Genomic DNA, 22407 nt, shown 5'->3' with positions numbered 1-22407 from the left:
GACCTCCTTGGGTCAGTGGTAATACTCGGGCCCGCGCACGTTCTCGTGATCGGGCTAATGCCATTCGGTGGGCGGAATCGGGAGCATCGGCTGTCGGTCCAGGCCGGATTCGAGGATCGACAGCACGGAGCGGCGGGTCGGTGAGCCGATCACGAGCGCCCGCTGGCAGGCGGCTTCCAGCCGTTCCTTGCCGTACTTGCGCGAGAGCGACAGCAGTCCGAGGCACGCTCGATATCCCATCTCGGGGTGAGGCCGGTTGGTCAGCAGGTGTTTGACGATCGCCTCGGCACCGGGACCGACGGACGCGCCCCAGTTCAGTAATCTCCCGGGCGTCCATTCCATGTGGGCGCGGTGCGCCGCCGGCATGTGCTCGGGCAACGTCGTATGCTTGTTCCGGAGTCGGCTGCGAGCGTGGGCGGCGACACGCTTGCCGCGATGCAGGATCTCGACGCCGTGGCGCGTCACGCGGGCGTAGACTTCTTGGCGTACGAGGCTGTGCGGGACGCTGTAATAGTGATGGTCGACTTCGACGTGGTAGTCGATGTTGACGCGGCACTTCACGAAGGTCGCGATCTCGTAGCGGCGGGCCGGCAGCGGGCGTAGCGCTGGTCGGTCGAGCCGCTCGAACCATTCGTGACGGTTGCCCTTGAGCTTTTTGAACGGACGCCGGTTCAGGTCGGCAATCAGCTTGCCGATCGCCTTGTTCAGTTCGGCCAGGCTGTAGAAGCGATGGTTGCGCAGCCGTGCGAGGATCCAGCGCTCGACGATCTGCACGCCGACCTCGACCTTCGCCTTGTCCTGCGGCTTGCGCGGACGCGCCGGCAACATGGCGGTCGCGTAGTGGTTCACGAAGTCCTGCGTGGTGTTGCCCAGCACCGGTTCGTAGCGATCCGCCTTGGCGATCAATGCCTTGGGGTTGTCGGGCACCAGCAACTCGGGAACGCCGCCGTAGAATTCCAACGCGTCGATCCGGCTGCCGATCCAGTCGGGCATGGTCTCGGAACGCGTCGCACATGCATAGGTGTAGTTCGAGGCGCCGAGAACGGCCACGAACACGTGGGCCTTGAACGCGACGCCGCCGTCGCGGCCGAGGATCGGCACGGTTTGCCCGGCGAAGTCGGCGAACAGCTTCTCGCCGGCGCGGTGTTGCTGGCGCATCGAGCGCTTCAGCGCCGCAGCCCAGTCCTTGTACCGCTGGCAGAACTGCGTATAGCGATAGGTGCGTTGGCCTGGGTGAGCCTCGACGTACTCCTCCCAGAGCAGTTGCAGCGTCACGCCCTTGCGGCGCAGGTCGCGGTGCATCGCCGCGTATTCCGGTTCGACCCGGCGGGTCGGGACCGCGGTTTCCTCCGGCAGGTCCAACCTGATCTCGAGCTCGTCGTCGGCGAGCGGTTCGACGGTAGCCCAGTCGAGGCCCGCCGCGCTCGCGCGGGCGGCGTATGCCGAGATGGCGCCGACGCTGATGCCGATCGCGCGGCTGATCTGGCGGTGCGACAGGCCGCACGCCCACTTCAGCCGCAGTACTTCCTTCAGTTTGCGCATGCTCATCCGATGTGCCGGCATCAACCTGTCCCCTAAAAAGGATCAAGGCTAACGCCCGTCGTTGATCACATGCGCAACACCACCGCCGAGCCGGAACGGCTATCCCGTTTCGGTCGCGTGATCAGCTGTTTCGGTTCGCTGATCACTCATTCCGGGAACGTGATCACCCGTTTCGGCAAGATGATCGCTCGTTTCGGAAACCGGTGATCAGCGATCACCTTCGATCGAAACGGCCGATCACCATCAATCGGAACCACTGATCACGTTCAACCGAAATCGCTGATCACGTTCCCCGAAATACGCAATAAAGGACAGTAACGGCGCGAAGATCGGGGAAAGGTCCATTTGGATGACGGACAGATCGTGCCCATACATTGTTGTGGAGCTATTATTCTAGCCTGACACAGAGGACGGGGTTGCATCAGTGCTGGGTGGCCTGAGCGGTGCCTTCTGGATATGAGCACCGGGGCGAAACTTTTGGTCGATGTCGCGACGCTGGGATTGCGCGGACTCAAGGGGAACATAGTAAGGGCTATGTTACCCTGCATTTCGGGACATCGAGCGGACGGCCCAGGCTCGTGTGGCTCACACGACTAAAGTTGAGTCGAGGCCCGGCTGCCGGTGGCGGGCAGAGGGGAGGCAGGAGACGCGGCACGAGACGATTCCGTAGTCCGCGTAGGTCGGCCGGGCAGGTTCGGCTGGAGAAACAGTCAGGTTGTGTGACACCGGAAGCCGGACCACGTAGTCAGCGCGAGTGATGACGCCCGCACCGGCCCGCTGGTTGGGTGAGCGCTGGCCGGGCGGGAGACGTTCGCGATTGCTCTGGGCGAGCGTGTCCGCGACAGGTGTAAGCCGGAGTTCATTGGCGGGCTGCCCGCCGCAGGCAGTGGTGGGGCGGAGGCCAGCGATTTGCGTTTGTGCAGCGGGATGAGGTAGGGTGCAGCTTTGACTTTGTTGCCGAGGCTGTTCATGAACAAGCAGGAACTCATTGACGCGGTCGCAGCAGGCGCGGGCGTCAGCAAAACCGACGCGAGCAAAACCGTCCAGGCGGTCCTGGACGCGATCACGGACGCGGTGAGTCGCGGCGAATCGGTACAGCTGATCGGTTTCGGCGCGTTTTCGCAGGGGCAGCGCGCTGCCCGCGCGGGACGTAATCCGACGACGGGCGCGGAGATTGCCATCCCGGCCGCGAATACTGTGAAGTTCACCGCCGGCAAGGCGTTCAAGGACGTGGTGAACGCACTGTGACGCAGCGTGATGTCGGGCAGGCCGCTTATGCGGGACTGCACCATGAAATTGCTGATGTAGTCGCGTCGGCGCGCGAAGCGACGGCTCGCACGGTGAACGCCCTGATGACGGCGACCTATTGGGAGATCGGGCGGCGAATCGTTGAGTTCGAGCAGGGCGGGGAGGGACGGGCCGCTTATGGCGAGGCGGTGATCCGCCGTTTGGGCGCCGATCTGTCAGAGCGATTCGGTCGCGGCTTCGGATGGCGCAATCTCGCACAGATGCGTGCCTTTTACTTGACGTGGCCTGCGGATCGGATTGTGCAGACACCGTCTGCACAATCCACGCCCGCCCGGATTGTCCCGACAGCGTCTGCAAAATCAACCAAGGCAGCGGTAAAGGCGTCGACGGGCGTGGCGTTTGAGCTGAATGCTATCGCTCAGGCTTTTCCGTTGCCCTGGTCCGCCTACGTTCGCCTCCTCGCGGTGAAAGCGCAAGCTGCTCGCGACTTTTACGAGGCTGAAGCGTTGCGTGAGGGCTGGTCTGTGCGGCAGCTTGACCGTCAGATCAGCAGTCAGCTCTATGAGCGGCTGGTGCTGTCACGCAACAAGGCGTCCTTGCTCGGAAAGGCGGCTGTAGCGCAACCCGGCGATCTTCTCTCGCCTGAGGAAGCGATCCGCGATCCGTTTGTCCTCGAATTTCTTGACATGAAGGACGAATATTCGGAGTCGGATCTCGAGGCGGCCTTGATCCAGCACTTGGCGGATTTCCTCCTCGAGCTCGGCGATGACTTTGCGTTCATAGGTCGGCAGCGGCGTCTACGGATCGATGACACCTGGTTTCGAGTCGATCTCGTGTTTTTTCATCGGCGCTTGCGATGCCTGCTCATTATCGATTTGAAGGTCGGGCGCTTCAGCTATGCGGACGCGGGGCAGATGCATCTCTACCTCAACTACGCGCGTGAACATTGGATGAAGTCCGGCGAAAACCCCCCGATTGGCTTGATTCTGTGTGCTGAAAAAGGCGCGGCCGAGGCGCATTATGCACTCGACAACTTACCGAACAAGATACTCGCAGCGGAGTATCAGACGGTCCTCCCGGATGAGGCCACGTTTGCGCGAGAATTGGAACGTACCAGGATCGAACTGGAGCGCCGGGGCCGCAAGGCGTGACTTCCCGTCCGAGGTTCCCAGGTGCTTAATCACGCGCGGATCGGCGAATACGATGAAGCGGCCGCCCGGTAAAATTTGATGTTGCTGGCACGGCAATCAAGCTATGCGAAAACGCTCTACCGTGCGCCGACGGCTACTGACGAAGGCGCAACTACTACCTCTTCCGGTTGACCAGGTCCGTCGTCTTTCTCTCAAACACCACCTCGCACTTGCACTGCTTTGCGGCGGTAGTGGTGATATTGAGTCGATCGCCACGCTGTCCAATATGCTCGCGCTCGCGTTCTATTTGCGTTCCGACGGCGAAGCGGAACTGTATCGCTCCGCGGACTTCGCACTCAGCCAATGCATTGCGCGGGCAGAGCGGGGTGGCAAGTGGACTTTTACAGACGCGGAACGGACTGCACTCGAAGCGTTACTTTGTGTTCATGATAAGCAACTTGCTGCGGTGCCGGTCCATCGCTATCTTGAAGCGCTGGAGCAGGTGCAGCATGTTGGCATGCCTTCCTTTAACTTGCCGATCGAATCGGACTGATGCTGAACGTTTTCTGCCTGTCGCGGCAAATTCGCCGGCGGTTGATGTGCACGGATAAATCTGCGAGTTGCCGCAGCCAATGCGTGATCCGTGTGTGGACCTTGTAGTCGACAGTTTCTACGTAGAAACTCTAGGAAGCGAGTCACGGCGTGTGTAGTTGTATCGTCAAAGGGCACCGCGAGGCTCTTTGTCGAAGTGGTTCTGTTCCATGGCGGGATCTGGCGGACTGAAGCTCGAAGTTACCAGCGGGCCGCACGGCACCGCTCGAAGTTTGTCGCTGGACGGGCTGTTGAGGACCACGACCGGCGGCAGCCGGCCAGTTTCCGACGTTCGACGTCAGCACCCAGATCGTCGACAATTTCGATCTGAGTCACCCGTAGCTATACTCGTCGATCCCGATGGGTTCTCCATGGATGCCGTGTGAAGTCAAGGTGAAAGGCTCGACCGGCGGAGCAACGACAATTTCGAGTTGAGACAAAGTCATCCCGCGAATGAACGGCGCAAACGCCACAACCCGGCTTTGGATTGCCGGAATAGGCGCAGAAAAAATCGTTGGCATACCTTTGCCCGCGTTGGACGGCGAATATGTTTGCGCGAACACCTCAGGCAGCGTGATCGCCAGGGAATATGAATTGAGATAGTTGTGTTCGACCATCGGACTTGCGGGTGCGTCAGTCATGTAGACACCGCGCCGGACGTAAGTTGTATTGATGGACCCTTCCCGCTTACCGAAGTACATCTCAAGGTAGTCCCCGATGCAGACTTCAAGCATCGCAGAATTGGCCTCAAAAATTGCCGCCATCTCCACTTCACTGAAAAGCGGAGCGGCGTCCCCGACATCTCGGTTCCTGACGTACTTTCCGGCCTCCTCTTTGTGAAAAAACGCATCGTGATTTTTTATAGACGCCTTTATGGCGAGCATTGATTCTGCTGTCTGACGTCGCTTTTTCCCGTCAATCCACTCATTGGCGATGGCATCCACGAAAATCTCAACCTTCGCTCGATCAATACCGGCCTGAATAAGCTTTTCGATGAACCAGTTGCTCCATTCAACTTGGCGGTCGCTGAAAAACTTTAACGCTCCCAGTTGCTCTTCATATGGAGCTAGTTGCTTGGTGCCAGGTGCATACAGCGCGCGCTGGACATGTGAGCCGTCACCGTGGGCAGCATCCATCAGTCTTTGAAGGACCACGGGCTCAAAGATGTTCGATTCAATGCTCGCATATTTGCTGATCGCGGTGGCATCTTCATCCAACACGTTGAGAAGCTCGTCGATTTCGTCGCGATCGATTCCGCTACTGCGTTCAGTTTCGTGGCCCACTTGCAGTTTGTCCTTGCTAATGAAAGTATCAGTCTAGCCTGACATTCCATCATCGTGTACAGAGGCCTGGCAGCACCCGTTCGTTATCGCAGCCGGTGCTCGAAACGGTGAGAATCTCTCATCGCGAGGGGCGAGTGCAATCAGCGCAAAGTGGTGTGAGACTCGGAATCCTGCCCTTTTTCGCCGCCATCCGCCGAGCCTGAGTTTAGGCCGAGCGTGATAGCGATGCGAGATGCATATGAGTGTCCGCTTCCGCTGAGATTGAGCGTCGATTGTGGGTCGCGAAGCGCCTTTCGCACTGCTCCACAACGGCCACTCGATGTCGCGCGGGGTTGTTCGCCGACATCGTCGAACGCCTGGTAACGAGATAGGCCGCGCGCAACGGGCAGGCTGCGTTGCGCGCGGTGGGGCTGCTGGCGATCGGCCCTAAGAGACGGTTTCATAAAGGCTGTTCGGCGCGCCGGAGGGTATTCCAGCAGATCAGGCAGCAACCGAGTTTGAGGAACGCGCCGTGAATGTCAGCACGGCGCTCGAAACGAATACGGAGACGACGGAAGTGATGCAGCCAGGCATGCGTGCGTTCCACGACCCAGCGATATTTGCCAAGGCCGCTGCCGTGTTCGGTACGGCGCTTGGCGATCACCGGCTCGATACCGCGATTGCGCAACGCACGTCGATGTCGCTCGGAATCGTATCCGCGATCGGCGTAGACCACACGCGGTCTGTGCAGCGGGTGGCCGCGCAAACCGCGAATCGGCGGAATCGCGTCGATCAGCGGCAGCAATTGCGTGACGTCGTTGACGTTCGCGCCGGTCAGGATCGCGGCGAGCGGCGTGCCGTTGGCGTCGGTGACGATGTGGTGCTTGGAACCGGGTCGCGCGCGATCGGTAGGGTTTGGCCCAGTTTTTGGCCTGCCCCAACGGCGCGAATCGATGATGAATCGACAGCGGCTCGAGAGAAGTCGATCTGGTCTGCTGCTCGCAGCTTCGCGAGCAGCAGCTCGTGCAAGCGGTCCCACACGCCGGCAACCTGCCAGTCGCGTAGCCGTCGCCAACATGTCACGCCCGAGCCGCAACCCATCTCGGCAGGCAGATCGCGCCAGCGCAGTCCGGTCTTGAGAACGAACAAGATGCCGGTCAGCGCGGCGCGGTTCGAAACCGGCAGGCGGCCCGGGTTCTTCTTGCGCCGTGGCTTGGATGGCGGCAGTAACGGCTCGATCAGTGTCCACAACTCGTCGTCGATGATCGGCTTGGCCATCTCCTCAGTCTCGGTTGTTTCGATGCCTGAGGTTAACAGCTCGCCGCGAAAGTTAACAGCCCCAAGGGGCCATTTTGAAACCGTCTCTAAGATCGTTTGCACAGGCGAATGGGCGCAGGTCAGCACATCTTTAGTTGAAACGGATTTTGGCGTGTCTTCATTGCGGGACAACGGGATGCGCAAATTGCCGCGTTGCAGCATGTCGATTACAACTTTAGTTGCGCGAGCCGTGGTGGCAGGGCAGGGCCTCAGCGACCCGGGCCGAATTCTCTCCGCGGTGCAGAGAGAATTGGGCCGCCCGGCAAGCTTCGTTTTTGCCGAGATTCTGGTATGACCGAACTCGTTTCCGCATCCGCATTGACCCACATCCGCCACATGATCGATTCGGCTTGGCGACTCGATCAAGGTACGCGATCATGCGTGTTGGGTGATGCTGCATCTCTATCCGGCTGGCGACATCGAATTAGCTTTTCGGGCTGCGCTGGCCCCGTCTCAACGCTTGACCATCACTGCATTCTTGGGCGACGATTTGCGGTCAAGTCTTGAATTCGGTCACTGGTACGGAATTCGACGTTGATCGCAGAACACCTTTTCTGAATGATGATCGCGTGTAGTCGAACTCTCGTAACGGTACTGAACTATCTCGAATAATGAGAAAAATCTCGACACGCTCGACGCGACTTGATGCCGAGCAGCGTTTTGTGACATGGATGAGCGATAGGGGGAGGCATGGCGCGGCCATTACGGAAGGTAACGCGAGAAGGAAACCTCTATGTGCGCCGCACTATTGTCGAGGCGGAGATCGGGGAGTTGGAAAAGCTTGAGCCGAACGAACTCGTGGCGCGCTGCCAACAGTGGCCAGAGTCTGCTCCCGGGGCTGTGAGTCCTGAGGCCCTCCTTTACTTTGTGCGAACGACCGATGCGGCGAGTCCGCATCACGAACCGTTGCTTCGTGCTTTGATGCGCAGCGTACTACACCGGCTGCCGAAACCTGACAATGTTGATGGCACAACGAGGGATCTCGCTGAACTCAGCATCCGCGATCGTGTGATGGATACGTTTGTGGATCGCCTCCTAGGCGATCAATCCGAATACGACGACAAGCTTGATTACTTCGAGATCAATTTCAATGGCGCGATGGCGAAGGATCGCTTGGACGCCGGTGCTCAGATCCGGGTCGAACAGAACCGTTCGGCAGAGTTGCTGAACGAAGATGACGAGATCACTGCTGAGGTCGAGAAGGCGGTGGAGCACTATGACCCGTTTGATCCCGATGAACTCGACAAAAAAGATTACCGGCGGCTGCTGAACGGCGCGATTGATACGTTGCCGCTTCTGCAGAAACAAATTATTGAGATGTTGCGCCGAGATATTCCCATCATGTCGAATGACCCGAGCGTTCCCACGATCAGTGAGGTGTTGGGCAAGGCGGAAAAAACTATCCGCAACCAGCGCGACCGTGCTTTCGCGACGTTGCGGCGACGCCTTGAGCGAAAGGAGGGGCTGTGATGAACCAATCGCAAGCAATGACCCGCGACGAAGTGCTCTACGCCTTTGCCGTAGAAGATGCAGGGAATAACGACGCATTGATGCGTTACCTTGCCATGTATCCGCAATACGCACACGAACTGATCGATCTATCCCGGGAGCTTTCCCGTCCTGTATCTCATGAGCCGCTGTCCGTCGCGGATACGCAGCGTGTGGATGCCGCGGTAGCCCGCTTCCGTGCCGGTGCTGGACGCCGTGAACCTGCGAGTTTCACGGCGCAAGCCTTCAATGTGGCGGCTGAACGCCTGCAACTCCCCAGACTGGTGTTGATCTCGTTTCGGGAGCGTCGGATCGATCTCGCCTCAGTGCCTGCGCGTTTCCTTGAGCGCTTGGCTGGAGCGCTGGAGAGCACGTTAGATCAACTGCGTACTTTCCTATCACAGCCCCCCCTGGTTTCTGCCGCGCGGCAGAGTAAGTCGCGCATCAAACCAGCCGCAGCGACCAAAGTGTCGTTTGAAAAAATCTTGCGTGACGCCGGCGTGGAGGCCGAGCGCGTGCAAGCGTTGATCGATCGGGGCGAATAAGTGGACGCGGTCGAGCTTGCGCGACAGCGAGCCACCGAACTGCATTTGGAAGCCGTTCGCCAGGGGCGCAATCCCGGGACGCCGTACGCCTTCGCGGTTGCCGAAGCACAATCTCGGGGACTAACGGTCGAAAAATGCGCGCCGGGCACCGATGCGCTGGATGGTGGTCGGGCGTTCTTCGATCGCGAAGCTCGGCTCATCATCCACGAGGACAGCGGGTCGCCTTTTGAGCAGGCGTTCCTCGTAGCGCATGAAATCGGTCACGTCGAGCTGGGTGACGACGAAGAGAACGAGGGTTCCTACGCGATCGACCTAGCCCGCACTAGCGAGGCGGCGCCCGTGGGGCTGGATCGAGTGGTTGACTACAGTCATCGCCAGCGCCGTGAAGTCCAAATGGACCTCTTTGCGCGCGAGTTCTTGCTGCCGCGCCCGGTAGTCAGGGAACTGCATTTGGGACAGGGAATGACGTGTAGCGCCATTGCCACCCGGCTTGGCGCACCGTTTGATGTGGTGGCGCAGCAGATGCTTGACGCATTACTGCTGCCTAGCCTGACCCTCACGCCTCCCCGTCAAACGCCGGATATCCCGATGAACGACGCGCAGCGACAAGCTGCGATGCATCGAGGAGCAGCCTACCTGCTCCAGGCCGGCCCCGGTACTGGCAAGACACGTACGCTCGTCGCGCGGGTGGAGAGCCTGCTAGACGAAGGCGTGGACCCCCGCCGTATCCTGTTGTTGACATTCTCCAATCGCGCGGCTGCCGAGATGGTCGAGAGGCTCGCGCGTACACGACCTGCTGCTGCGGCCGCGTTGTGGGTTGGTACCTTCCATCGGTTTGGTCTGGACGTGCTTCGGCGCTTTCATGACCAAGTTGAGTTGCCGTCCGATCCGCGACTCATGGATCGCACCGAGGCGGTCGAGTTGCTGGAGTCCGCATTTCCTCGGCTGGGCCTCATGCACTATCGCGATGTCTACGACCCCTCGCAAGTTATCGCTGACATGCTGAGTGCGATATCGCGCGCAAAAGACGAAGTGGTCGACGCCGCGCGGTATCGCGACCTCGCACGCTGCATGCATGACACAGCGACAAGTCCAGAGGAGATCCAGGCGGCCGAGCGTGCACTGGAGGTGGCGACGGTCTACGAAACGTACGAAGAACTGAAACGTCAGGCAGGTTGCGTGGATTTCGGGGATTTGGTTCTGCGGCCCGTGCAGTTGCTGGAGTCGAATGAAGCGCTGCGTTTGCAATTGCAGCAGACCTACGATCATGTGCTGGTTGATGAATATCAGGACGTCAACCGCTCCAGTGTTCGCTTGCTAAATGCACTCAAGCCCGATGGTACGCATCTTTGGGTTGTTGGAGACGGGAAGCAGTCTATCTATCGTTTCCGAGGTGCTTCGTCGTTCAACATTTCCCGTTTCGGTCACGAAGACTTTCCTGGTGGTGTCATCGGTTACCTGACGCAAAATTATCGTTCTGTTCGGGAGATCACTGATACCTTCTCCACGTTTGCTGCAGGTATGCGCGCTGGTGGTACGCACAGTCGGCTCGAGGCTGATCGCGCGTCATGCGGTATCTCGCCGGAATTGCGTCTTGTCGCGACAGGCGAACTCACCAGTGCGGCGTTGGCCGAGAACATCGATCAGCTGCGTCAGGCCGGCTATCAATACCGGGACCAGGCCGTGCTCTGTCGAGGCAACGACAAACTCTCAGAATTGGGGCAGGAACTAGAGCGGTTGGGGATTCCGGTACTATTTCTGGGGAGTCTTTTCGAGCGTCAGGAGGTCAAGGACCTTGTGGCCTTCCTGTCGCTACTGACCGACCGCCGCGCTATGGGGCTAGTGCGCATTGCGTGCTGGCCGGAGTTCGCGATGTCGCTTGAGGATGTGGTGCAGGCGTTTGAGCACTTGCGCACGACTGAGGCGGCGCCGGGCGACTGGACATCAGTTTTCACTCATCTCTCGCCGGCAGGGCAAACCGCGCTCGGTGCGCTCGCAACGGCTGTGGCCGGATTCGACGCATTGTCTCATCCCTGGACCGTTCTGGCCACGGTTTTACTCGATCGAACGCGTTCGGCGGCGCGCATCGCCGCGTCAAGCAGTGTGGCGGAGCAAGCCCAAGGTATTGCCGTCTGGCAGTTTATGAATTTCGTCCGTGCGCAGCCGTCTGGCCAAGGTTTGCCGATCGTGCGGCTGATGGAGCGCATTCGCCGGCTGCTTAGATTGCGTGATGATCGGGATTTGCGGCAACTCCCGGCCGCAGCGCAGGGGATCGATGCCGTCCGGCTCATGACCATTCATGGCGCCAAAGGGTTGGAATTCCCGGTGGTGCATCTGGCCGGCGCGAACCAGGACAGCATGCCGGGTGCGTATCGACCGCCCAAATGCCCGCCGCCAGAAGGGATGATTGCTGGCGCGGCGACCTCATCGGAGGGGGCGGAGCGTGACGCGCAGGCGCAGGAGCAGGAATGCCTTTTCTATGTGGCGATGTCTCGCGCGCGTGACCGGCTCTTCCTGTATGCGGCGCATGCCAAAGGAAACGGACATCGGCGACCCCTGTCCGAGTTTGTCGATCGGCTCGGCGCGCTGCAGCAGATATCGGTTACCCCCGTGCTTCGCCTGACGCCCGCGCCGGACACCGTGCCATTGCCTATTGTGTTTTCCGGGCCAGTGAGCTTTAGCGCTCAAGCTGCCGCGCTCTACGAATCCTGCCCCCGACGCTTCCTCTATACCCATTTGTTGCAGGTCGGGGGACGGCGACAGGCCACTGCCTTCATGAAGATGCATGAGGCGGTGCGTTCGGTCTGCCAGGCCGTCATCGAGACCGGCCAGACGCCCGACTGGGAGAGCCGCCTGGAAGAGGCTTTGGTGGAGCATGAGTTGCATGAACATGGCTACGCTACAGAATATCGTGCCATGGCGATGGCCATGATCCAGTTCTTCTTAGCGTCGCGCGAGGGCGCCATTGTCGAACCTATGCAAGCCTTGAGTGTGGCCTTCGGCGACCAGCAAATTGTCGTTCGCCCGGACGAGATCCTGCTCAAGGACGGAATTCGGACGCTGCGAACCGTCCGCACCGGCCATGCCCCGCGCAAGGAATCGAAAGACGTGGGCTCGGCAGCCGTGCTTTTGGCTACCCAGCGGGCATTCCCGGGCGCCACGGTCGAAGTGATCTACCTGGCTGATGGCGAGATCAGGCCGCTCAGCCTTACACCGAAGCAGTTGACCACTAGCCACGGCAAGCTCGCGGACATCTTGACCAGCATTCGAGCTGGCCAGTTTGCGGCCGAACGTTCCGAATACACCTGTCCCGGATGTCCCGCCTTCTTCGTGTGTGGCCCGACGCCGACTGGAACGCTCCACAAGACGTTCTGAAAATAATTTACCGGCGGCCTTCCGTCAGTCCGATTAAGCAACTGTAGCCAGGTGCGACCTGGCACATACCTTAAGAGGATTTGACAATGAGTACCCGTTACGACGATATCGATGACGTGGGCCAGGCGTTGCGGGAGAACCGCCCGCTGAGGGTGGCCCGCGCCTACCGGATCCACTTTGCCCTTGATGGCGTGGATTTCCGCCCTGTCATGGTGACCGATCCCGTACCGACTGGCCGCCAAATTCTGGCGGCGGCCGGGCTGGATGATCGTGACGACGTCACGTTGTGCGCCATCTTGGCTTCGGGAGACTTCGAGGACGTCTCCCTCAACGAAACGTTTGACCTGCGCGGGCAGGGCGCTGAACGCTTCATCGCGTTTCGTACGGACCGCGACTTCAAGCTCACGCTCGATGGCCGTCAAGTGATCTGGGGGCGGTCGTCGATCTCGGGTGAGGCGCTTTACGTCTTGTCGGGCATCGGTACGGATCAGGCGGTTTTCCTCGAAGTCCGCGGTGGCACGGACCGCATGATCGAGCCCGAAGACCGCATCGATCTCACCGAGCCGGGCGTGGAGCACTTCGTCACGGCGCGCCGCCCGGTGAAGGGATACGTCATCGTCGTGAACTCGCGCGAGGAGCCGGTACCGGAGAAGCGAGTCACGTTCGAGCAGGTGGTGCAGTTGGCGTTCCCCGGCTCACCGGTCGAGCCCAACGTCCGCTACTCCATGACCTATCGTCATGCGGCCTCCAAGCCGCACGCAGGTGAGCTCGCCGAAGGCGGTTCGGTCGAAGTTCAACATCACGGGACGATCTTCAATGTCACGAAAACTGTTCAGTCTTAATGCGGACCTGCGCCAGTTGCGCGAGGAGGGCTACTTCGTGCAAGCCGTGGGCGGTTTGCTGGTGATGCGCGAAGTGCCCTACGTCGATGCCCAGAAGCGGTTGCGCGCGGGAACGCTTGTGTGCCCCCTGGACTTGGCCGGGGATATGACCTGTAAGCCTTCGACTCACGTTATGCATTGGGATGGCGATTTTCCGTGCCGTGCCGATGGCACGCCGCTGCGCGAAATCGCGCACCAGTCCCAGCTCTTCAATCTGGGCCACGGTGTGACGGCCCAGCACGCCTTTTCGAGTAAGCCGGGGCCCGACGGCTATCCGAACTTCTACGAGAAGATGGCTACCTATGCGTCCATCCTCGCGGGCCCTGCGGCGGTGCTGCAACCGGGCCTCAGCCCGCGCATCTTCCGTGCGCCTGACGACACGGAGACCGACACGATGTTCAACTATATTGATACCGCCTCGGACCGCGTGGGCATCGGTAACCTGTCCGAAAAGCTGGAGGGCGAGATCATTTCGGTGATTGGCACGGGCGGCACCGGGAGCTATATAGTGGATCTCGTAGCCAAAACGCCAGTGCGCGAAATTCGCCTGTTTGATGCCGACGAGTTTCTGCAGCACAATGCCTTTCGCGCCCCAGGGGCTCCGTCGCTTGAAGAGTTGCGCGACGCGCCGAAAAAGGTCGATTACCTCAAGGGCATCTACGGCAGGATGCACCGCGGTATTGTCGCGCATCCGGTCAAGCTCGATCACACCAACGTCGAGCTGCTGAATGGCACCACCTTCGCATTTCTCTGTATGGACGCCGGGGAAGACAAACGCGTGGTGGTACAGAAGCTCGAAGCCTTTGGTGTGCCCTTCATCGATGTCGGCATGGGTCTGGAGCTGGTCGACGGTAGCCTGGGTGGGATCTTGCGCGTGACCACCAGCACGCCCGAGAAGCGCGAGCATGTTCATGCCGGACGCATCTCGTTTGTGGGGGGCGGCGAGCGCGACATCTATGCCTCGAACATTCAAGTCGCCGATCTGAACGCGTTCAACGCGGTGCTCGCCGTCATCAAGTGGAAGAAGCTCCGTGGCTTCTATCGCGATCTGGAACGCGAGCACCACTGTACGTACACCACTGATGGCAACCTATTGCTTAACGGGGATCAGGCATGACGCGCATCACCACGCTCGAGCATCGCTTCGTACGCAACGTGCCGAGGGAACTCGTCCCGGGCATCTTGTATGTGTCGATGGACTACGAGACGGTAGTGCATAGCTGTTGCTGCGGCTGCGGCGAACAGGTGGTGACGCCGTTGTCTCCGACCGACTGGAAGATGACCTACGACGGCGCATCGGTCTCCCTGTCACCCTCGATCGGCAACTGGCAACTGCCGTGCCGCTCGCATTACGTGATTCGCCAGGGCCGAGTTATCGAGGCCGGACCTTGGAGTGCGGCTCAGGTTGCGGCTGAACACCGGCGCGACCAGGCAGCCAAGGCACGCTTCTATGGGCGGCAAGACGAGCACGAGCGAGCCGAGGATGGAGACGCCGGTCGAGTGGTCTTCGAGGCTACGCCGGCGTCGCGTCGCTCTGGCAACTGGTGGTCTTCCGTCGTTGCCTGGTTCTCGGGTAGTAAGTCGGACAAGTAGTCGGCATGCGGCATCATGGTGTCTTTTACAACGGGGTTCCGGCGCGCTTGTCAGCGTGCTGGAGCATTTAGGGTGAGGAGGGCAGCCCATGGTCCCAGGGTATGTCTATGTTTTGGTCAACCCGAGTATGCCGGGCTTGATCAAGATCGGGCGAACACTACGCGACGCCCGTACGCGTGCGCGCGAACTTTCGTCCACGGGTGTGCCAACGCCGTTCCAAGTGGCCTTCGAATTGTTTGCTGAACAACATGAGGCGCTGGAAGCGAAAGTACATCTTGCGCTGACCGATTTTCGTGTCGATGCGGCGCGCGAGTTCTTTCGGTATCCGCTCGACAAAGCCATTGCATTGCTACTCGATTTGGCCGAGCCTTCCCAGAGTCCGGCAGCACAGTACGTGGCAGAAGACGTGACACAACGGCTTCGGGAAAAATATCCCGCGTACCTGCGCTCCGATATCGCTGCGGTCAGAATCGTTCAAATGCCCGGACGTGTCTGGCTGGAGATCACAACGGAGGAAGAGCGCGCCGGTTATCTTGTCGATCAGATCGTCCGGCGCACGGATCTAGCCTTCATTGCTGACACGGACGAGCCATTTTTTCGGCCGGAAGATGAAGTCCGTTTGAACTCGGAAAAGCTGGTGAGCGACTACGATACGTACTCAATCGTCATGACCACGGACCTGTTTCACGACGAGGCGTGCCGGCACATCGAGCGAGAGCATCATGCGGAGAGACGTCACCTCGCTTGCCGTTGAATGTCTGATGGCGGTGAGTCGCTTGGCCTGGTGTTGCTTTCGCGCTTCAGCTGGACGCGACTGGACAAGACTTGTCCTGAGTTTCCGATATCTTTCTGCAGGCTTGACCGAAGTAACGCGCAACTCACTTGTCCGGAGGTTCGGACGGCATGAATATTAACGGGTGACTGGATGAGTCGTATCGGATGGATCGATTTTTCTTCGACGGATCGCAAGCGCGTGCACGAAGTGCTCGCGCTGATGAAAGAACCGGGCACACTAGATGAGCTGGGCTTCGGACAACTCCGAGATGCTTACGCGGACACGCTCTTTCCCGGCTTCACTACGGTTCAGACGCGCGCACGGTATTTCCTCGCCGTGCCGAAGATCATGCTGGACTGGGCGGAGTTGCCAGACGCGAAGCGCCGCCGCCGACCGCTCGACGAATATCTGAAGATCGCGGAGAACGAATTCGCCAGGACGCTCAAGACCAACTACGATGCGGCGGATCTGGAACCTGAAGGCGTGATCGGTCACACCGTGGTGGAGCAGGGCGGTGTTGCGCGACGTCCGTCCTCGACTTACTGGAACGGCCTGCGCGTGTTTGAAATCGTACGCACGAAAAGTTCGCTCGCGGAATTCTGCCGCTACTGGCGTCGCGACGGGGATGCTCAGGAAACCGTAAGCTCCGAGGAAGGCAGCGATGACGCCGGGCAACGCTTCGAGTCCGTCGTGCGTCGGCCGCCCGGATCGCGAGGCGACTGGCCGGCCGGTCTCACCTTGAAATTGGACGAGGACGAAGCGCGTTTCCTGCGCGAGCGCTTCACTACGGCGCGTGACCTTGATGACACGGTTTGCGCCCAGTTGCTTTCCAACGACCTGACGATCAGTGCGCTGAGCGACGACCACGCCAGCTTTGCCGCGTTCAGCGCATGGGCAGCCGGACAACTTTCGCTCAGCCAGACATGCCGCAACAACATCGCGGCAGCGCAGCGCTTCAGCCTCGCAGTCGAGGGCGCGCATATCGTTTTCAACCGGCTGATTGCGGAAGGCATCGACGATGACCGACTGCACGCGGTCTGCGATGAGCTCTACGCCGATTGGCGCGTAACAGTCAAACTCGCCGGTATCTTCCATTCGGGTGCGGATCTCGAGTGGCTGAGCGTCGCCGAAGCGGGCGGCACGCGTGTGAAGCGGCGGACCATCGGATTCCTCGAACGATGGAACGTGCTGAATCAGGCTGACGCGCCGAAGCAGGCCGATCTCGATGCCCTTGTCCGTACTCAGGCCGTCGACAACAAGCCCGCGCGCTCGTTGTTGATCAAACTGCCGCGCGAGCGTGCCGACTGGTACGGCATGAGTGCGCTCGACTACCGATGGCAGACCGTGCGGCGCATGTTGAACGATATCGTCGAGGTGTTGCCTTGCTGACGCTCGAAAACGATCGTCTCGACTACGGCGGTCAATTGCGCGCGCCGCCGGGCTATGCGTTGCACTCAGCTATCGCAACCACCTTCTCGCTCGATCTCGAAACGCTCGCCGCCGCTTCGCTCGCGCTCACGCTGGATCAGACGCTGGAAGAAGAGGAGGAAGGCGAACTGTCGGCTGAGCGTGTGGCGTTGCTGGAATCCATCGATCAGCTTCAGAAGCGCCTGATGGTGTTTTATCAGCGCGGCAACATCAAGGTGCCGGGCAAATTCAATCGCCTCTTTACGTTGCTCGAGCCGCTGCTCGTGCCGGTCGTGGCGCTCGAAGGCGCAAACGGTGCGTTCGCGTCGTTCCATCCTAAGGTGTGGCTGCTGCGCTTCAGCGCGCTGGATGAGGATGGTGCGGATCGCTGGCGCTTGCTGGTGTTGTCGCGCAACCTCACGTTCGATCGTAGCTGGGATCTCGCCGTGTCGATCGACGGCGAAACGGCACGAAACGGCAACGGCGATCCGCGTCTCCTCGCGTTTCTGCGCTCGCTGGCGCAGGACGCTCGCCACATTCCGGAGATCAAAGTCTGGTGCGATGCCCTCGGACACGTCGCCTGGACGGCGCCCGATCAGTTCGACCCGGCGTTCGAGGTGCTGCCGGGCTTTCACGGCGACGAGAAGACCGCTGGCGTACCGCTGGATCTGCCGGACAAGTTCGACGATCTGCTGGTCGTGTCACCTTTCCTCGATGCCGATGGACAAAGCATGCTCGCCGAACTGGCCAGCCGCACGCGCGATGACGCGAGACGCACGCTCATCAGCCGGGGTGACACGCTCGACAAGATTGGCAGAGACGCGCTGGAAAACTGGGATTGCCTGTCGCTGTCGGAGCGCGTGGTCGACGGCGAGGAACGGCTCGAAAGCCGCGCGCCAGCGCAACAGAATCTTCACGCCAAGCTCATCGTCGCGAAGCACGGCGCGCAGGCCATCTGGCATGTTGGTTCGGCCAATATGACGAACGCCGCGTTCGGGCAGCCGGGCAAACTGGCGCCGCCCCGCAATCGCGAACTGATGCTGCGACTGACGGGCAGGAACCGCAAGATCGGTCCCGACGCCTTGCTAGAAGCATGGAAGACGTCTAACGTGTTCCATAAGCACGAGTTTCGCGAGGCTGGGCCGGCCAGCCGCGAGGAAGACAGCGCGATGCGCCGCGCCGTGCATGCACTCAGCTCCGCCGGGTGGCTGCTCCACGTGAAGGAAGATCGGAGCGAGCCGGGCCGGTTCGATCTGCGGCTCGACATGCAGCCGGACGGCGCGGCCGTACGATTGCCGGCGGGCTATGAGGCCACCGTGCGCCTGCTGTGCCGCGACGATCCGCGCGCGCTCGGCGCTCCGATGACGTGGACCGGCGTCAGCCTGACGGACATTAGCGCATTCCTGCCGGTCGAGATCGTGTCGCCGAAGGGCGTGCGCAAGCGATTCGTCGTGCAGGCGGCGTTGTCGGTCGACTTGCTCGAGCGGCGCAAGGGTGCGCTGTTCCGGGATATCGTCGGCGATGGCCGAAAGCTCCTGCGTTACCTCGAATTGATTCTGCACCTGGATCCGTCGCGCACCGACTGGTCGCGCGCCGACGGCAACGGGCAGGGCGCAGACGTGTTCGGGCTCGACGGCAAGGGCGCGCTCTACGAGCAACTCCTGCGGGCGGCCTCGCGCGCGCCGCGCCGGATGGGCCGTGCCATCGATATTTACCGGCGCATTCGCGCCGAGGTCGAGACTTTGCCGGAAGGGCTGGACGCGCTCTTCGACAGTTTTGTCGCCTACCATCGGGAACGAAACGCATGATGCATGAAGCGCAACAGCGCATCCAGGACGCGCTCGGTGACTTGAGGGACTTTCAGCGCGCAACAGTCACGCAGGCGTGCATGCGTCTCGATGGCCCGAACGGACTGCACGGCCGGCTGCTGGTCGGCGATGAAGTTGGACTTGGCAAGACGCTGGTGGCGCGCGGGGTCGTGGCTTCGCTTTTGAGCCGCCGCCTGGAAGACAATCGTGCGGCGCAACCGCTCAGAGTGGTCTATATCTGCTCGAATCAGGCGCTCGCGCACGAGAACGCGGGCAAGCTCGCAGTGTTCAGCGGCAGTGAACAGGAGCAGTGGGTCAGTTCGCTGAAATTCGGCCGTCTCGCGGAACTCGGTCTCAAGCAGAACGACCCGGAACCCGGCACGCTGATGGAATCGTGCTCGCTCACGCCAGCGACTTCGTTTTCGCTGAGCCGGGGAGGCGGGAATGCGCTGGAGCGCTACATTCTCTGGCTCGCCGTGAAGAGCGCACGCCAGATTAATGACACTGAGCAACTGGAAGAATTCTTTCGCAACGGCGTGAAGGGCGCATGGGAGTACGCCGCGTGTTATTGCGATAACCGGGAGCTTGAGCCTCAGGCGCTCGCCGAGTTCATCGGGCGCCTCAAGGAGCGGCCGAAGCTCGATGCGTCCGCGCGAACTGCAGCGAAAGCGTTGCAACTGAATCTGCATTCGTGGGCCACGCTGATCCAGGGCCTATCCGAAGCGGCGGCGGAAGATGTCAGGGCGATCAAACACGGCACGCATCTGACGACCTGCGTGCGCGGCGGCATCCGGCAGATGTTCGTCGAAGCCTGCGCGCGCAATCTGAAGGCGGATATCTTCATCCTGGATGAATTCCAGCGGTTTTCGGCACTGCTGCACGCCGGCTCCGTTACGGCGGATGCGGCTGCCGGCGAGGACGCCGTTTCGGAGGAGCAGATCATCGCGCGGCGGGTGCTCCATGAAGGCACCGGCTATGCAACGCTTCTGTTGTCGGCGACGCCGTTCAAGGCGCTGACGCATCTGGACGAAGATCAGGAAGACCAGGCGCACGAGAAGCAACTCAACGAGTTGCTCGGCTACCTGTGCCGGGACAATAAGGACGTGCTCGGTCGTTACGCAAAGGCGCGCGATGCCCTGCTGCGGCAATTGCTGACGCTGCCGTCAGCACCGCTCGTGCCGGGCACGCTCAGCACGGCCGAGCGCGACCGCGTCGAGGATGCGCTACGTCCTTATATCTGCCGTTCTGAGCGGGGCGCAATCGAGCCGGACATCGAGAAGATCTTCGTGACAGTACGGGCGCACGAACTGGATGCACGCCCGCAAACGGCGGAGATCGATGGATTCGTCGCGCTCGACCGGCTCGCCCAGGCGCTCAAGTCGGTTAGCCGTGGTCACGCCGTGAGCGATGTCATGCAGTTCCACAAGGCCGCGCCCTGGAGCATGTCTTTCCTGAGCGGCTATCAGCTTCGTGAGACGCTGCGCCTGCATGCCAGAGAGACGCCCGTCAAGGAGGCGCTGAAGGAAGCCGGCGCGGGCTGGATTCCGTACCAGCGCTTCCGGAACTACAGTCTGGATCTGACGCGCGAGGCGCCGAGCGGACGCTTCGCGCAAGTGTTGCGTGCGGCCGCGCCAGAGGGCGCAGAACGCTTGCTCTGGGTGCCGCCGAGCCTGTCCAACTATGCAGGCTGCGGCCCCTTCAAGGACAAGGAAGGCTTCAGCAAGACATTGCTGTTTTCCTCGCTTGTACTGGCTCCGCGTGCGCTGAGCAGCTACGTTTCGTACGAGTGCGAACGGCGTTTGCTGGCCAGGGGGCGCAGGCGTCACGATTATCTCGACAACCGCGACGCGTACAAAGGCACCTTGCTGTTCGACGGATCGAAGATCGGCCCGGCGTGGGGGCTGATTTATCCGTCCGCGCGTCTGGCGGCCGTGCCGGTATGTCATCCCGGCGCCTCGCTCGATGAAGTCAGGCAGCGCGTGCGTGACGAACTGACGGCGGATTTCCGCCTGCTGTGCGAGCGATACGGGCACGGCGCGCAGCGTTACAGCGCGCGCTGGTACGCGCTCGCGCCGTTCCTGCTCGACATGATTCGCGATGGGGACAACGACACGCAGGCAAGCGTGACGCGCTGGGCGCGCGCATTCGAGCGATTTTCGGCGGCCAGTCAGGCGCGTAAGGCTCACGTGCCGCGCGTTCTGGAGCTCCTTGCCCGCGCCGGTGGCGGACTTGGTGAGCCGCCTGACGACCTGCTCGGCTGGCTCGTGGATCTTGCCATCGCCGGGCCGGCGGTGTGTATGCGGCGCACGCTCTGGACGGTCTGGGAGACCGGCGCGGCCGACGAGTCCGACGACAAACTGCTAGCGCACGCGACGGACTGCGCATCGTCGTTCATCGACAAGATGAACCGTATGGAATCGCAGCGTGTGCTCCGAGCCGTGCTGCCGGGCGCCAAGCCCTGGGTAGCCGTCTCATCGTACGCTGCGATGGGCAATTTGCAGGCCGTGTTCGACGAGTTCCTGCATCTGCTCAAATCGGTTTATCGCGGCATGGACGAGTCGGTCGGGGCGTTTCACGTGGCCATTGCGCCGGGTGCGGTGTCGCTCACGGCGCAGACCGCACTGCCGCCGCTGAAAGGCCAGGTGAAACGGCACGACGTGACGTTCCACTGCCACTATGCCGTGCCGTTCGGTAATCAAAGCAGCACAGAGGAAGAGGGCATCAAGCGGATCACCAACGTGCGTGCATCGTTCAATTCGCCGTTCTGGCCGTTCATGCTCAATTCGACGTCCATCGGTCAGGAAGGACTTGATTTTCACTGGTATTGCCGGCGCGTCGTGCATTGGAGCCTGCCTACCAATCCGATCGATCTCGAGCAACGTGAAGGGCGCATCAACCGCTATAAATCGCTGGTGGTTCGCCAGCGTGTCGCGCAGGCTTATGGCAACGCGTTGACTATCCCTGTGGCGTCGCAGTCACTCGACGTATGGACGCGCCTTTTCGATTTGGCAAGCAAGGATGGGCGCCGCACGGATCTCGTGCCGTACTGGTACGTCCCGCGTGGCTACGCGTGCCTAGAACGGATCGTACCGGTGGCACCGTTCAGCAGCGAAATTGACCGGCTTGATGAGATTCTGCGGATTCTCTCTCTTTATCGATTGTCGTTCGGCCAGCCGAGACAGCAGGAACTCATCGAGAACCTGCTTAGGCGGAATTACGAGGACGCCGATCTGCGAGAGATCCGCAGAGCGCTTCTAGTCGATCTAGCGCCGATCAACCATGTTCTCAAAGCGGCATGCAAAGACTGCGCAGACGCGGCTTGAGGAAACGCCCCGGAAGTTGCCATCCGGCCGTTGCAACGCCGCTCCGCCTATTCTTCTGTCACCACTCGCCTTCAAAGGTCATCCGCCCGCCGCTCCTAGAAACCGGACTCGTCGTGGGCAGC

17 protein-coding genes are annotated in these 22407 nt (G+C 60.9%); 14 read left to right on the top strand and 3 right to left on the bottom strand.

Annotated elements, in window-relative coordinates; genetic code table 11:
* Positions 1–54 precede the first annotated feature (54 nt).
* Complete coding sequence (gene istA / locus WS87_RS30925; protein WP_059815287.1) at positions 55–1563, bottom strand: IS21-like element ISBmu3 family transposase; 1509 nt, start codon at positions 1561–1563, stop codon at positions 55–57.
* Between the two features lie 48 nt (positions 1564–1611).
* Here istA and WS87_RS34110 point away from each other — a divergent pair, with 48 nt between their 5' ends.
* From WS87_RS34110 to WS87_RS30910, 4 genes are all read left to right on the top strand, one after another.
* Positions 1612–1749 carry a hypothetical protein gene (locus WS87_RS34110; RefSeq protein WP_006400880.1) on the top strand — a complete coding sequence of 46 codons (138 nt, stop codon included), beginning with the start codon at positions 1612–1614 and terminating at the stop codon, positions 1747–1749.
* Between the two features lie 762 nt (positions 1750–2511).
* Positions 2512–2790, top strand: a complete 279-nt coding sequence (locus WS87_RS30920) for an HU family DNA-binding protein (RefSeq protein WP_059815284.1) — start codon at positions 2512–2514, stop codon at positions 2788–2790.
* On the top strand, positions 2787–3941 hold the full coding sequence (locus WS87_RS30915) for a PDDEXK nuclease domain-containing protein (RefSeq protein WP_059815280.1): 1155 nt from the start codon (positions 2787–2789) through the stop codon (positions 3939–3941). Before WS87_RS30920 ends, WS87_RS30915 begins: the two co-directional genes overlap by 4 nt.
* 103 nt (positions 3942–4044) lie before the next feature.
* Positions 4045–4473 (top strand): hypothetical protein, encoded by a 429-nt coding sequence (locus tag WS87_RS30910; protein ID WP_082750539.1) that lies wholly within the window; start codon positions 4045–4047, stop codon positions 4471–4473.
* Between the two features lie 370 nt (positions 4474–4843).
* Here WS87_RS30910 and WS87_RS30905 read toward each other — a convergent pair whose 3' ends face one another.
* Together WS87_RS30905 and WS87_RS30900 are read right to left on the bottom strand one after the other, a co-directional pair.
* Complete coding sequence (locus WS87_RS30905) at positions 4844–5794, bottom strand: hypothetical protein (protein ID WP_059815277.1); 951 nt, start codon at positions 5792–5794, stop codon at positions 4844–4846.
* A gap of 439 nt (positions 5795–6233) precedes the next feature.
* Positions 6234–7051, bottom strand: a protein-coding gene (locus tag WS87_RS30900) for an IS5 family transposase (protein ID WP_107938028.1) whose coding sequence is annotated in 2 segments (ribosomal slippage) — positions 6234–6703 and positions 6703–7051 — 819 coding nt in all. Because the reading frame shifts where the segments join, the coding sequence is not laid out codon by codon here.
* A gap of 774 nt (positions 7052–7825) precedes the next feature.
* Here WS87_RS30900 and WS87_RS30895 point away from each other — a divergent pair.
* The 10 genes from WS87_RS30895 to WS87_RS30850 all read left to right on the top strand — a co-directional run bounded on the left by WS87_RS30895 (position 7826) and on the right by WS87_RS30850 (position 22285).
* On the top strand, positions 7826–8560 hold the full coding sequence (locus WS87_RS30895) for an RNA polymerase sigma factor (RefSeq protein ID WP_236873308.1): 735 nt from the start codon (positions 7826–7828) through the stop codon (positions 8558–8560).
* Positions 8560–9123, top strand: a complete 564-nt coding sequence (locus WS87_RS30890; RefSeq protein ID WP_159085725.1) for a hypothetical protein — start codon at positions 8560–8562, stop codon at positions 9121–9123. Before WS87_RS30895 ends, WS87_RS30890 begins: the two co-directional genes overlap by 1 nt.
* Positions 9124–12498: a UvrD-helicase domain-containing protein gene (locus WS87_RS30885; RefSeq protein ID WP_059544980.1), complete on the top strand. Its 3375-nt coding sequence runs from the start codon at positions 9124–9126 to the stop codon at positions 12496–12498. It abuts the gene before it with no gap.
* An 86-nt stretch (positions 12499–12584) separates the two neighbouring features.
* A complete protein-coding gene (locus WS87_RS30880) occupies positions 12585–13340 on the top strand; it encodes a multiubiquitin domain-containing protein (protein WP_059544978.1) in 756 nt (251 codons plus the stop codon).
* Positions 13315–14496 (top strand): ThiF family adenylyltransferase, encoded by a 1182-nt coding sequence (locus WS87_RS30875; protein WP_059820682.1) that lies wholly within the window; start codon positions 13315–13317, stop codon positions 14494–14496. The genes WS87_RS30880 and WS87_RS30875 overlap by 26 nt, the downstream gene beginning before the upstream one ends.
* Positions 14493–14972 (top strand): DUF6527 family protein, encoded by a 480-nt coding sequence (locus WS87_RS30870; RefSeq protein WP_059820683.1) that lies wholly within the window; start codon positions 14493–14495, stop codon positions 14970–14972. Before WS87_RS30875 ends, WS87_RS30870 begins: the two co-directional genes overlap by 4 nt.
* 88 nt (positions 14973–15060) lie before the next feature.
* On the top strand, positions 15061–15726 hold the full coding sequence (locus WS87_RS30865; protein WP_059820684.1) for a GIY-YIG nuclease family protein: 666 nt from the start codon (positions 15061–15063) through the stop codon (positions 15724–15726).
* Between the two features lie 171 nt (positions 15727–15897).
* The gene (locus WS87_RS30860) at positions 15898–17136 is read left to right on the top strand and encodes a DUF6361 family protein (protein ID WP_059820685.1); all 1239 of its coding nucleotides are present in this window, start codon (positions 15898–15900) and stop codon (positions 17134–17136) included.
* Complete coding sequence (locus WS87_RS30855; RefSeq protein WP_059820686.1) at positions 17130–18962, top strand: phospholipase D family protein; 1833 nt, start codon at positions 17130–17132, stop codon at positions 18960–18962. Before WS87_RS30860 ends, WS87_RS30855 begins: the two co-directional genes overlap by 7 nt.
* Positions 18959–22285 carry a DEAD/DEAH box helicase gene (locus WS87_RS30850; protein ID WP_059820687.1) on the top strand — a complete coding sequence of 1109 codons (3327 nt, stop codon included), beginning with the start codon at positions 18959–18961 and terminating at the stop codon, positions 22283–22285. Before WS87_RS30855 ends, WS87_RS30850 begins: the two co-directional genes overlap by 4 nt.
* The last annotated feature ends 122 nt before the right edge of the window (positions 22286–22407 follow it).

Source organism: Burkholderia sp. MSMB0856, assembly GCF_001524645.2.
GTDB classification, from domain to species: Bacteria; Pseudomonadota; Gammaproteobacteria; order Burkholderiales; family Burkholderiaceae; genus Burkholderia; species Burkholderia diffusa.
This window is presented reverse-complemented; position numbering and strand designations above follow the sequence as displayed.

Coding starts and splice junctions, on each gene's coding strand:
- WS87_RS30920 (WP_059815284.1), top strand. CDS start 2,512: ATGAACAAGCAGGAACTCATTGACGCGGTCGCAGCAGGCGCGGGCGTC.
- WS87_RS30880 (WP_059544978.1), top strand. CDS start 12,585: ATGAGTACCCGTTACGACGATATCGATGACGTGGGCCAGGCGTTGCGG.
- WS87_RS30850 (WP_059820687.1), top strand. CDS start 18,959: ATGATGCATGAAGCGCAACAGCGCATCCAGGACGCGCTCGGTGACTTG.
- istA (WP_059815287.1), bottom strand. CDS start 1,563: ATGCCGGCACATCGGATGAGCATGCGCAAACTGAAGGAAGTACTGCGG.
- WS87_RS30860 (WP_059820685.1), top strand. CDS start 15,898: ATGAGTCGTATCGGATGGATCGATTTTTCTTCGACGGATCGCAAGCGC.
- WS87_RS30870 (WP_059820683.1), top strand. CDS start 14,493: ATGACGCGCATCACCACGCTCGAGCATCGCTTCGTACGCAACGTGCCG.
- WS87_RS34110 (WP_006400880.1), top strand. CDS start 1,612: ATGCGCAACACCACCGCCGAGCCGGAACGGCTATCCCGTTTCGGTCGC.
- WS87_RS30910 (WP_082750539.1), top strand. CDS start 4,045: ATGCGAAAACGCTCTACCGTGCGCCGACGGCTACTGACGAAGGCGCAA.
- WS87_RS30890 (WP_159085725.1), top strand. CDS start 8,560: ATGAACCAATCGCAAGCAATGACCCGCGACGAAGTGCTCTACGCCTTT.
- WS87_RS30875 (WP_059820682.1), top strand. CDS start 13,315: ATGTCACGAAAACTGTTCAGTCTTAATGCGGACCTGCGCCAGTTGCGC.
- WS87_RS30865 (WP_059820684.1), top strand. CDS start 15,061: ATGGTCCCAGGGTATGTCTATGTTTTGGTCAACCCGAGTATGCCGGGC.